Genomic DNA, 12,008 nt, shown 5'->3' on the forward strand with positions numbered 1-12,008 from the left:
GTTATAAAGATACCTCAAGCTTATAAAGCACAGGGCTAAAAGCTTTAGAGGCAATAATTACTTGTTCGCCCACCTTAAAAGTTGCCGCCTCAATGGGGTCATAGACAATTTGAAAAATCTCATTTTGACAAAGCACGCTTATAATACATACAATCTCTTGTATGGATATATTGATAATTTTGCCTGTAAGTTTGATTTTAGCACTAAGACGCTTTTGAATAAACACTTCTTGATTGCTTCCATCACTGATAATTTGCCCTTCTTTTATGACAAAAGTGCGAGAAGCAAGAGAGAAAATTTCACTTAGATTGTGGCTCACAAGTAAAGTTGTGAGATTGAAGTGTTTATGAATCTTTTTGAGTTCATTTTGTAGGGTTTGTGCCATTGCATTATCAAGTGCAGAGAAAGGTTCATCAAGCAACAAAAGTGTAGGTCGTGAAGTAAGGGCACGCGCAAGTGCTACGCGTTGAGATTGTCCGCCAGAGAGTTGATGAATGTGCGCCTTTTTAAGGGATTGCAAATCCATAAGAGCTACGAGTTCATCAGCAAAGATTCTATCTTGTTTGTTTTTGAGCCCAAAACAAATATTTTCATATACATTTAGATGAGGAAAGAGGGCGTAGTTTTGAAAAACAAATCCAATGCGCCGCCTTTGCGGAGGGACATCAATGTTTTTTTGAGAATCTAACCAAATCGTATCACCTACGCGAATATAACCATTTTCTACTTTATCAAGTCCGCTCAAAACGCGCAAAATACTTGTTTTCCCAGCACCACTTTTGCCAAAAAGTGCGATAAACTCACCAAAGTTTAATTGTTTATCTATTTCAAGTTTAAATGCACCTTTGCTCCCAAGCAATTTTTTATTAAAGCGAAAGACAATATCGCTCATAAGATGCCTTGAGATTGTTGGAATCGTCTGTTAAGATAAAAAATACTTAGAAGCAAAATAAAGCATATTGCAAAAAGTGTAAAAGCATATTGATGTGCGAGGGCATAATTGAGCGATTCTACTTCATCGTAAATAGCGATACTTGCCACGCGCGTTTGATTTGGGATATTACCCCCTATCATCATTACTACGCCAAATTCACCAATAGTATGCACAAAGCTTGTAACACAACCTAAGAGAAGAGCAGGTTTAATATTAGGAAGCAGGACAAAAAAGAGTGTGTAGATTCTATTTTTGCCCAGTGTGAAACTTACTTCCTTAAGCGTGGGTGAAAGGCTTGAAAGAGCGGCTTTGATAGGGTTGCACATAAAGGGTAAAGAAAAAATGATACTTGCTAAAATAAGCCCTTCAAAGCTAAAAACAAGTTTAAGATGAAAATACTCTAATAAAAACGCACCCAAAGCATTTGTAGGGCTAAAAGTAATCAAAAGATAGAATCCAAGCACAGATGGCGGTAACACAAGAGGCAGCCATACAAGCACCTCTATGATGGGACGCAAAGGATTTTGTGAAAAAGCAAGATAATTACCTAAAAATATGCCAATAGGGAGCAAAATCAATGTAGTAAGTGTAGCAACTAAGAAAGTAAGTCGCATTGTTTCAAAAAAATCCACTAGCTTTTCCTTTCAAGTAAAATATGCGTGCAAGGCACATACCACATACATTGCTCTTTAGGTTTAAGAGGATAGGGGGTAAGTGAGGGGAGAAGCGCATAGATTACAAGAGATTGTTGAGTAGAGTTTATCGCACTTTTTGGCAATATGCGAAGACGCGTAAAAAGTCCGCTGTGTTGATAAGTATCTATTATACCCTCAAAGGCATTTATGATACTTAAATGTCCTTTTGTATTGGATAAAGGCGATATAAAGACTTCATTTTCTTTAAAAGTTGCTATAACTTCGTCATTAATGACAAAATCACCGGCTTCAACCACTAAAATTTGGAGCAACCCAAGCGCACATTCTGCTTGTATCATTGTGCATTCATTATGGGTAACGATATGGGAGATACGAGCGGGAATTTTATTCATTTTTGCCACTTCATTAAAGATTTAATCATTATCTGGCTTATCATATCCGTATTCTTTGAGTATTTTTTGTGCTATTTGCGAATGAATAATATATTTAGCAAAATCTTTAGCAAGTTGAGAATCTTTGCCAAATAGAGGGATAATCAATGCTTGATTGATAGGTTTATAAGTGCCTTCATCAATAAGGATATAGGTGAGATGGGGTGTTTTATCTTTTATTACCATAGAGAGTGCGCTAAAACCAATTTCGCTTGCACCTGTAAGCACATAGGTTGTGGTTTGTCCGATAGAATCTCCTGTGCTTAGTTTGTTTTTGAGTTTCTTATCAAGTTTTTGAGATTTTAAAAATTCCTCTGCTGCTCTACCATAAGGTGCAAGTTTAGAGTTTGGGATAGCAATGTGAGTAATGTTAGTATTTTGAAGTATGTCAATGCTTTTGACTTTAAATGCAGCATTGGCGCTAAAAAGCACAAGTTTTCCCTTAGCATAATTGATAGGGGGTAAAGGAGCAAGCTTTTTATCATAGAGTTTTTGTGGATAGCTTGTATCTGCAGCGATAAAAAGATGTGTGGGTGAGCCATTGTGAATCTGCGCATATGCCTTGCCCGATGAGGCATAGCTAATTTGAATCTTATCTTTTTTATGCGTTTTTAAATACGCATTCTTAATATCTTCAAGCACATATTTGAGACTTGCTGCGGCAAGGACATTAATTTCTTCAGCCACCGCACCTACGCAGATAAAAGCACTTAGAATAGATATATTGAGAATTTTTTTAACAAATATCATAACACCTTCCATAAGATTCAAGTAGCAAAATTATATACTAACTTATATAACCAAAGCCAATTATGCGCTTCTATATCTTTGTATCTCATCATTTGTAAGGCTATATGATTTGTGTGCTAATGTGCTGTGCGGGATTCTAAAGCGGAAGTGTCAAATGTGGAATCTTGGGTTTAGATTCTAAAATTTTATCTGCAATTTTTTGGTTTGCTTTTGTGATTTAGGCGTGTAGAAACTGCCCTCCTTGTAGCCATTGAGTTTTGCAAAGATAAGCCCCAAAACACTAGAATTGATTAAATCCCTGAGGGAAGTTTTTTCAAAATATGCAAGGCTTAAAGTGTCATCAAGTGCTGAAATTTCGCATAAAGCCTTTTCTTTTTCGTTGCGATTAAAAAGGCTGGAGTTTAGATAAGGTAAATAATTAAAATTTTCATCGTCTCTGTCTTTTTTTGGCTTAAGACTTCAAAGAAAAGTGTGTTTAAAGTGCTAAAGGTAGGAATTTTATGAAAATTTAAAAATTTCAAACGCTCATCGCCACCATTAAAATGCACTAAATTTGCTTCAATAAGCTGAAGAAAAAGCACACGATTAAGCCATAGAATCATCAATGAAAGTGTAGATTCAAAATTGCTTTTATGAGACTCATCTGGAAATTTGTTTTTTAAAATCTTTTGTATAGCATAAAAAATGAGTATAAAAATCTAAAGAGTGAAGCTAATGAGTTAAGGTTTTTTAAAATCTTTTAAAGCAGATTCTAAATGCGATAATTTTAAGAGAATCTCATCAAAATCTTGTGAGTTATCCAAATAATCAAAAAATATATTTTTTACCCTTTCAATTTCATTAAAGGTTTCAAGGGCTTTATGTCCTAGTGGAGTGAGTTTTGTGCCACCACCACCTTTGCCGCCATTATTTGATTGCACAAGTGGAGAGGGGGAGAGCTTATTCATAATATCTACACTATCCCACGCTGCTTTATAGCTCATACGCATTTGTTTTGCCGCTTTTGATATGGATCCAGATTCTGCTATGCGCGTGAGTAGCTCTGCGCGTCCTACCCCAATGTAGCTTTTATTATCTTTTTCAAACCAAAACCGCGCAAAAACATTCATAATCTTTCCTTAATAGAGTATCACATAGGTGCGTAATGAGCCGTGCACACCAAAGACGGTTTGAAGCTCAATATCCGCAGTGCGCGAAGGTCCAGCGATAAAAATCATATTAGTCGGCAGGATATTATTTTCGCTTTGAGCTTTGAGCGCACACACGCCGTCATAGAAGTTTTCCACAATGTTTGATTTTTTTAGCAAAACAACGCAGGTGCGCGTGATGAGTGATGAGAGACGAGGGGCATTTTTGTGTGAAGCAATGCCGATAATGCCGAGATTTGCCACGCCACAATTTGCGTGAATGATAGAAGTATCAATGTTAAAAAGCTCACTTCTAGTCTCATCAACGCTTTTTTCATATGCGACAAAATGCATAGAATCTACCCCGCTAACGCCCTTTAACGCACCTATATCAAGCGCGTCTTTTATATTTGGATTATACAAAATATTTTGTGCGCCCGCTTCTACTAAGGCTTTAGCAATATCTTGTGTAAGCGCTTCTTTGCTAGATTCTATCACAATGGCTTTGTTCGCATTCTGCAAGGCAATGTATTCTTGCACCTTGTCTTGTTGTGCGCTTTTGAGCGGATTTGTATATTTTGGTGATTCTGTATGGAGCGGATTAACACGCATTGAATCTTTCACACGCGCCAAAATGTCTTGCTTACTCATAGATAACTCCTTTCATATTTGAAACTTTTTTGTGGAGGTTGCCATTTAAAGTAGGAAATGCGCGATAGGCTACCCAATTTTTCAACACGGGTATGAATCCACTAAAAAGCTTTACTAGAGGCATAAGTAGAGGCTTGTTTGGCAAATTCAATAATTCACGCCAAGTATGACCATCTGTTGCAGCATTAGCAAATTGTTTCATTGCGTATTCTTCATTTTTGTCGCGTGATGAGCCGTCATTGCTTTTAAGATTCTTGCGCCCTTGTCCTACTTTTTCACTGCGTAAATCGCGTATAAGCTCGGCTAATGGAATCTTTACAGGACATACCTCGCTACATCGCCCACAAAGTGAGCATAAACTCACCATATGCCCGAATTTTTGCATACCAAAGAGTTGAGGTGAAATCACCTCGCCAATGGGTCCGGGATAGGTGCTAAGATATGCGTGTCCGCCGATTTTGTCATATACCGGGCAGTGATTGAGGCAAGTCCCGCAGCGGATACACGAGAGTGAGCGATAGAAATGTGAATCCTTAAGCATATTCGAGCGGTTATTATCAAGCATAATAATATGCACCTCTTTTGGTCCATCAAGCTCACCCTCTTTGCGCGGGGAAGTGATGATGTTATTGTAGCAAGTGATAGGTGCGCCCGTGGCTGAAGGCACAAGCAGCGCGTCTAAAATACTTGCATCTTCAAAGCTTTCAACAACCTTTTCAATCCCACAAATAGCGATGTGAATATCACTTGCTGTGGTGCTCATACGCCCATTGCCCTCATTTTCAATAAGCCAAATCGCGCCTTCATTTGCAATGGCAAAATTAACGCCGCTTAGTCCCATTTTAAACTCTTTAAACTCCTTGCGTAAATGCACGCGCGCAATTTCATTGAGTTTTTCTGGCTCGGATTCTAAATTTGCCCCGAGTTTTTGCTGAAAAATTTCACCAATTTGGTAGCGATTTTTATGAATAGCAGGGGCAACAATATGTACTGGCGGCTCATCAATAAGCTGAATAATCAACTCGCCCAAATCTGTCTCCACCGGCTCAATGCCCTTTTGCTTCAAAAAGGCGTTAAGGTGGGTTTCCTCACTTGCCATTGATTTGCCTTTAAGAATCTTATTTACACCCTTTTCCTGCATAAGCCTGTAGATAATCTCATTTACTTCTGTGCTATCATTTGCCCAATGCACTTTAAAGCCATTTTTGAGCGCATTTTGCTCGAATCGCTCAAGCAGGGTATCAAGCTGTGAGAGAGATTTTTGCTTTACAGCCCTGCCTTGCTCACGCAAAGCCTCCCAATCTGTGTAGCGAGAAGCGATAAGATTCTTACGATTGCCCTTAAGCGTATCCATAACGCTTTTTAGATTTTTTCTTAACTGATTATCGTTGAGTGCGCTATGCACGATGGCATTGTGTCCTTGATTGCTCATATTATGCTCCTAATCCAATTCTTTGGGCTAAAAAATCATAGAGATGTATAGGCTTAACCGCAATGTTTTGCTTTTTCATTGCGCCACTGATGTTGAGTAAGCACCCGGCGTCTGCAGATACGACATATTCTACATTGCGCGAGAGAATATCCTCTATTTTTTGGCTCACCATTGCATTTGAAACTTCGGGTTCTTTTACGCTAAAAGTCCCGCCAAAACCGCAGCATTCCGCTTCGCGCTCTAGCTCGATGAGCTCTACATTACTGAGTGAGTTAAGCAGTGCCTTTGCGCTATCTACCACTTTAGCCGTGCGTAAAGCGTGGCAGTTGCTATGCCAAGTGATTTTTGTCGGCGCACCTTTATCCTCATATTTCACCTTGAGAATCTTATGGAGATATTCGCCTAAATCATATACGCGACTGCTAAATTGCTTTACTCTCTCAAAATCGCTTGTGCCTTCAAAAAGCGAGAGATAATCCTCTTTCATCATACCCGTGCAAGAGCCTGAAGGCACGATGATTGGCTCTTCTCCTTTAAAAAGCTCGACATTGTATAAGGCTACCTTACGACTTTCTTCATAATAGCCTGAATTATAACTTGGCTGTGCGCAGCAAGTTTGGTCTTTTTTAAACACTACTTCACAGCCCTCTTTTTGTAATAATTTGATTGCATTTACACAAGTATCGGCATATGCCACACCGCCTAGACAAGTTGAGAAAAAAAACACCCGCATTTTAACTCCTTCCTAAATTTCATAAAACAATTATGATATAAATAAGGAGCTTTAAAAATACAAAAGGTAAAAGTTTAGTTATTTTTCTTTTTATAAATGTGTAAAATTTTCTCAATTATTATGTCAAATGGATTTAATGTGAAAATTTTACACATTGGCATATAAAATACATACTCATTCATCTATTTCATAAGGTTAAGTTTTTTTTGATATTTTAAAATCAATAGTAAAATGGCAGTTGCAGTTGTTATTTTGAAAAGATTCTAACCATAAAGATTAAAGGAGATTCTAAAATGGGTGCTTGGGAACAGATTTATGATCCACTTAACAATATGTGGTTAAGTGCAGCAGTAGCTTTTATACCTATTGCGTGTTTTTTATTATGTTTGCTTGTTTTAAAGCTTAAGGGATATATAGCGGGCTTTATCACAGTGATTGTAGCGACTTTTGTGGCATTTTATGCTTACAAAATGCCTTTTTCACTCATAGGTGCTTCTTTTGTGCAAGGATTTGCACAAGGAATGTGGCCTATTGCTTGGATTATTATTGCAGCAATCTTTCTCTATAAGCTTTCGGTGAAATCTGGCTCTTTTGAAGTAATTAAACAAAGTGTAATGACTATCACGCCTGATCATAGAATCCAAGTGATTTTAATTGGATTTTGTTTTGGTTCATTTTTGGAGGGAGCCATTGGCTTTGGCGGACCTGTTGCGATTACAGCAGCACTCCTTGTGGGCTTGGGGCTTCGTCCATTATATGCAGCAGGACTTTGTTTGATTGCAAATACTGCTCCTGTAGCTTTTGGAGCAGTTGGGATTCCAATTATTGCAATGAGTAATCTTGTAGGTGTAGAGCAATATTCTGTTGCGGCAATGGTTGGGCGTATGCTTGTGCCTTTGAGTTTAACAATCCCTTTCTTTATTGTATTTTTAATGGACGGAATCAAAGGTGTGAGAGAAACTTTCCCGGCAATTTTGGTAGCAGCAGTGAGCTTTACAGCTACTCAATTTATTAGCTCAAACTATCTTGGCGCAGAGCTTCCTGATATAGTTTCTGCTGTGGTATCTTTAGTTTGTACCACAGCTTTTTTGAAGTTTTGGTCTCCCACAAATATATTTAGGCTTGATGATTTAAAAGATTTTTCAAACCACGAAAAACTTGAATTTGTTAAAGTCTTTAAAGCGTGGCTTCCGTTTATTTTGCTCATTATTTGTGTAATTATTTGGACTCAGCCTTGGTTTAAAGCAATATTTGAAGCAAAGAAAATTTTATTTGAGAATCCAGATTTATTGATAAATGGAGCTATTGCTTTACCTAAAGAGAGTTTCTTTTTTAGCATAAAGCCTATAATTGATGATGCGGGAGCAACGATAGGTTATTATCAAATTGGAGCCTTAAACTATACCCAAGTGAGTATGGCTTTCAATCCTCTTACAAGTGTCATAACTGACCCTAGCGGCAATCCTATAAAAATTGATTTGCCCATTAATCTTATTGCGCTTCAAGCAGGCACAGCGATTTTAGTAGCCGCTTTTTTAACCATCGCTTTTTTGAGAATAAAATCAAGTGTGGCTGAAGAAGCACTTGGAGATACCTTAAAAGAAATGGCGATTCCTTGTATCACAATTGGGCTTGTTGTTGCCTTTGCTTTTATCTCAAAAAATAGTGGTATGAGTGCAACTTTGGGTATTGCTTTTGCAAAAACAGGCGATTTATTTGCTTTCTTTAGTCCAGTTATTGGGTGGCTTGGCGTGTTTATCACAGGAAGCGATACAAGCTCAAATCTACTCTTTGGTCCGCTTCAACAAGTTACTGCACAAGAGCTTGGTATTAAAGAAACATTATTCCTTGCAGCAAATTCTGTAGGTGGTGTTGTAGGTAAAATGATTTCTCCACAAAGTATTGCGATTGCTTGTGCAGCGGTTGGGTTAGTTGGTAAAGAATCAGATTTATTTAAATTTACTTTAAAATATTCTCTTGCATTTATCATTCTTATTGGTATTTGGACAGCTATTATTGCTATGTTTATTCCTTATATTATTCCCGAAGCGGTAGCCCTGGTTAAATAGCTAATGCTCCTCTAGGGGAGCATTAGCATTGTTTAGAATCTGCTTTAGTTTTATATTCTAAGTTTATCGATTTGTCCTGTGTAGTAGAAATATTTTTCAAGCACTAAAAGAGAAATGATAGCTTCACGTTTTGTATCAAAAAATTGTTTAATATACTCTTGGGCGTTATGGATAATTTCTTTAGCTTCATTTGGGTGTTTGATGAAATATTCTAACCTTTCCTCCAAGTCTTCATAGTCATCGCGGATTTGTGCATAATGCACATTTGATTTAAGTGTGCCTTCCATAAACCAAGTTTCAAATTTTGGCTTTGACATAATTGCAAGAGAATTAGAGCTCATTACCCATTTGAGATTGCTTGCAACATCATTCCCCTCTAAAGAGAGCAAAAATTTATAAGGTAAATGTTTGGCTATGCCAATTTTTGGCTTTTGCCATAAGTGATGCACTCTTTTACTTCCGGTATGTCCTAAATCACAGAGCCGATGATTAAAATACTTTTCAAAAAATTGTGTGCGATGGGGTTGATAAATCCCGCCACGATAAAAAAGTTTATCTTGTTTATCTTCAAAGGTATATGGATCATTGATAAATGTAAAATGTCGCACCTTTTCTAAATTAAGCAAAGTAGAATAATTAAAAGGTGGAGACTTAAGAGCGTTATGCCCCCCCCCCAATGTTAATTGTTGAGAATGCGATTCATAATAATCCTTTATTGGACGTGATTTTGTAATAGAGGGTTTAGGGCAAATAAAGTTAATATCGCCAAATGCAAAATGCGCTTTAAAATCTTGAGGAAAATATCTTGTGTATTCATAGGTATCAAAAAAATACACGGTTTTCTTGCGTGTAAATCGCACAAAGCTAAGATTTTTCGCTTCATCATCAAGGGTGATAGGATTATTTAATTGGCAATAATAATCTACACGTGATTTAATATATTCAATATCAGGGCGTGTGAGCACATCTTTTAAAATTTTCTCACGATTTTTGGGCAAAAATACTGCAGGTGTTAGCATACGAGAGATTCCCTTAAGATTATAGAGAAAATAATTATTTTTCATATAATTTCCTTAAAATACGCAATTGTTTTTATTAGCCCTTCTTTAAGCTCAACATTTGGATTCCACCCTAGCTCATTTTGAGCAAGGCTAATATCGGGTTGCCGTTGTTTTGGGTCATCTTGAGGTAAGGGTGAAAAAACAAGTTTGGATTTAGAGTGAGTGAGCTCTAGCACTGCATTTGCAAGTTCAATCATACTAAATTCACGTGGATTCCCTATATTTACAGGTCCATAGAATCCATCTCTACTATCCATAAGTCTTATCATACCCTCAATCAAATCATCTACATAGCAAAAACTACGAGTTTGCTTGCCTTCGCCATAAATCGTAACATCTTCGCCTTTGAGTGCTTGAATGATAAAATTACTTACTACACGCCCATCGTTTGGGTGCATTCTAGGTCCATAGGTATTAAAAATTCTCATTACTTTAATATTTAAATTATGCTGCCTTTGATAATCAAAAAAAAGTGTTTCTGCACATCGCTTCCCCTCATCATAACACGCCCTTATGCCAATAGGATTCACTGAGCCTTTGTAGGATTCTACTTGTGGGTGGATTTCAGGATCGCCATAAACTTCACTCGTGCTTGCTTGCAGAATCTTCGCTTTCACTCTCTTTGCAAGTCCTAGCATATTGATTGCTCCCATAACAGAAGTTTTAGTTGTTTGCACTGGGTCAAATTGATAATGCACTGGAGAAGCAGGGCAAGCGAGATTATAAATTTCATCAACTTCTACATAGAGAGGAAAAGTTACATCGTGGCGCATAAATTCAAAACGGGGATTTGAGAGTAAATGTATAATATTTTGTTTTGTGCCTGTGAAAAGATTATCCACACAAAGCACCTCATCACCACGATTTAAAAGTTTTTCACACAAATGTGAGCCCAAAAATCCTGCTCCGCCTGTAACTAATATTTTTTTATTTAGCATTAGGTTCCTTTATGATTTATTTTTATTGGGGATATTATATCCAAAATGCCATTAGATTCTTTCTATGCCATTTAAATCACTTATTCAATTAGCTGTAATTATTAGTAAAGTAAAATTTTATTATTCTTAATTTTATGTATTTTTTAAGATAAATATGATTATACTCTCAGCTGGGTTTTAAGCCCATAAACAACAAATAAGGGAGAACTAAATGGCTGTAAAAATTACAGATATTTGTATCGCTTGTGGTTCTTGCATTGATGAATGTCCTGTAAGTGCCATTGTAGATGATGATGCTAATCCAACAGGCGAGGGCACTTATTATGTTTATCAAAATAAGTGTGTAGAGTGTGTCGGACATAATGAGCAACCCGCGTGTGCGAGTGCTTGTCCGACTGATGGTTGCATTGTATGGAGCGAGTTAGGAACTGCTAATCGCGACTATATTGGTGCGGATATGAGAGATGGCACACATCCAGTAATGTCTTAATACTCAATTATAAATCTCACATTGCAAGAATAAATGTATGTGAGATTCTCTTTTTCCTAGCATTTTCTCAATTTATTTTTCTCTTAAAGAATTTCTTGCAAATAAACAAGTAACACTCTTTTTTTGTTCAATTTATCTTCTTAAGATAGAATAGACTTTGTTTATTATTATGCAATAATTAAGGAGAAGTGACGAATGAAGCATTTATATGTTATTGGAATGATTGGCATAATGTATTTGATGACAGGTTGTTTTTCAAATAAGCCTACACCATCAAGCGCACAAAATGAAATAGAAAAAATGTGTAACGAGGCAAAATACACAATCACACTAGGGCAAATCAATGATATTGGACAAAATGTGCTTTCAAAGCAAGATTTTAGAACAATTTTGGATAAAGCTCTTAGAGATTCTGGTTGTTTTGTCGTTGAATCTAAATTAAACAATCGCGAAAAAGGGTATGTATTAAATATTGAATATGGACTTGAAGTCAAAGAGAGTAAAAAAGATACAAGCGCCGTTAGCACCCAAAGTTCAGCTAGTTTAAAAAGTGAAGTGAGGTTTGTTATGAGCAGAGCTAATTATACAATCACTCAAAATGCCTCAAGCACTATGAAAATGAGTGGGAAAAAGTATCTTGGCATAGGCGAAGAGCCACAAGTTACGCAAGAGCAAAAAGAGCGTTTAGTTCAGCGTGCTTTAAAAACAATTTTTACTAATCTCTTAAAAATATAAA

Annotated in this window: 13 protein-coding genes and 1 pseudogene; 3 read left to right on the forward strand and 11 right to left on the reverse strand. The window is 36.9% G+C overall.

Annotation, left to right across the window (positions count from 1 at the left end):
- Position 1 precedes the first annotated feature (1 nt).
- The 9 genes and pseudogenes from LS66_RS03660 to LS66_RS03700 all read right to left on the reverse strand — a co-directional run bounded on the left by LS66_RS03660 (position 2) and on the right by LS66_RS03700 (position 6,714).
- Positions 2 to 892 (reverse strand): ATP-binding cassette domain-containing protein, encoded by an 891-nt coding sequence (locus LS66_RS03660; protein ID WP_034365319.1) that lies wholly within the window; start codon positions 890 to 892, stop codon positions 2 to 4.
- A complete protein-coding gene (modB, locus tag LS66_RS03665) occupies positions 889 to 1,548 on the reverse strand; it encodes a molybdate ABC transporter permease subunit (RefSeq protein ID WP_081947925.1) in 660 nt (219 codons plus the stop codon). Before modB ends, LS66_RS03660 begins: the two co-directional genes overlap by 4 nt.
- Before the next feature lie 17 nt (positions 1,549 to 1,565).
- Positions 1,566 to 1,982, reverse strand: a complete 417-nt coding sequence (locus tag LS66_RS03670) for a hypothetical protein (RefSeq protein WP_011115497.1) — start codon at positions 1,980 to 1,982, stop codon at positions 1,566 to 1,568.
- Between the two features lie 21 nt (positions 1,983 to 2,003).
- Positions 2,004 to 2,771, reverse strand: a complete 768-nt coding sequence (gene modA / locus LS66_RS03675; protein ID WP_236096971.1) for a molybdate ABC transporter substrate-binding protein — start codon at positions 2,769 to 2,771, stop codon at positions 2,004 to 2,006.
- Between the two features lie 219 nt (positions 2,772 to 2,990).
- A pseudogene (locus LS66_RS10255) lies at positions 2,991 to 3,403 on the reverse strand (class I SAM-dependent DNA methyltransferase); the annotation flags it as partial.
- Positions 3,404 to 3,490: 87 nt separating this feature from the next.
- Positions 3,491 to 3,880 carry a winged helix-turn-helix domain-containing protein gene (locus LS66_RS03685; RefSeq protein WP_034365323.1) on the reverse strand — a complete coding sequence of 130 codons (390 nt, stop codon included), beginning with the start codon at positions 3,878 to 3,880 and terminating at the stop codon, positions 3,491 to 3,493.
- Positions 3,881 to 3,889: 9 nt separating this feature from the next.
- Positions 3,890 to 4,549, reverse strand: a complete 660-nt coding sequence (locus LS66_RS03690; RefSeq protein WP_034365325.1) for a lactate utilization protein C — start codon at positions 4,547 to 4,549, stop codon at positions 3,890 to 3,892.
- Positions 4,542 to 5,981 (reverse strand): LutB/LldF family L-lactate oxidation iron-sulfur protein, encoded by a 1,440-nt coding sequence (locus tag LS66_RS03695; RefSeq protein ID WP_034365328.1) that lies wholly within the window; start codon positions 5,979 to 5,981, stop codon positions 4,542 to 4,544. Before LS66_RS03695 ends, LS66_RS03690 begins: the two co-directional genes overlap by 8 nt.
- A gap of 1 nt (position 5,982) precedes the next feature.
- Positions 5,983 to 6,714, reverse strand: a complete 732-nt coding sequence (locus tag LS66_RS03700; RefSeq protein WP_034328276.1) for a (Fe-S)-binding protein — start codon at positions 6,712 to 6,714, stop codon at positions 5,983 to 5,985.
- A gap of 293 nt (positions 6,715 to 7,007) precedes the next feature.
- On the opposite strand from LS66_RS03700, the gene LS66_RS03705 reads away from it, so the two are divergent.
- Complete coding sequence (locus LS66_RS03705; protein WP_034365331.1) at positions 7,008 to 8,783, forward strand: L-lactate permease; 1,776 nt, start codon at positions 7,008 to 7,010, stop codon at positions 8,781 to 8,783.
- A gap of 50 nt (positions 8,784 to 8,833) precedes the next feature.
- On the opposite strand, the gene LS66_RS03710 is transcribed toward LS66_RS03705, so the two are convergent.
- Positions 8,834 to 9,847, reverse strand: a complete 1,014-nt coding sequence (locus LS66_RS03710) for a glycosyl transferase family 90 (RefSeq protein WP_011115490.1) — start codon at positions 9,845 to 9,847, stop codon at positions 8,834 to 8,836.
- Positions 9,844 to 10,782: a UDP-glucuronic acid decarboxylase family protein gene (locus tag LS66_RS03715; RefSeq protein ID WP_011115489.1), complete on the reverse strand. Its 939-nt coding sequence runs from the start codon at positions 10,780 to 10,782 to the stop codon at positions 9,844 to 9,846. Before LS66_RS03715 ends, LS66_RS03710 begins: the two co-directional genes overlap by 4 nt.
- A 211-nt stretch (positions 10,783 to 10,993) precedes the next feature.
- On the opposite strand from LS66_RS03715, the gene LS66_RS03720 reads away from it, so the two are divergent.
- Complete coding sequence (locus tag LS66_RS03720; RefSeq protein WP_011115488.1) at positions 10,994 to 11,272, forward strand: DUF362 domain-containing protein; 279 nt, start codon at positions 10,994 to 10,996, stop codon at positions 11,270 to 11,272.
- Positions 11,273 to 11,467: 195 nt separating this feature from the next.
- A complete protein-coding gene (locus LS66_RS03725; RefSeq protein WP_034365334.1) occupies positions 11,468 to 12,007 on the forward strand; it encodes a hypothetical protein in 540 nt (179 codons plus the stop codon).
- Position 12,008: the final 1 nt, after the last annotated feature.

The sequence above is a fragment of the Helicobacter sp. MIT 03-1614 genome, from assembly GCF_000762925.2.
Lineage (GTDB): Bacteria > Campylobacterota > Campylobacteria > Campylobacterales > Helicobacteraceae > Helicobacter_C > Helicobacter_C hepaticus.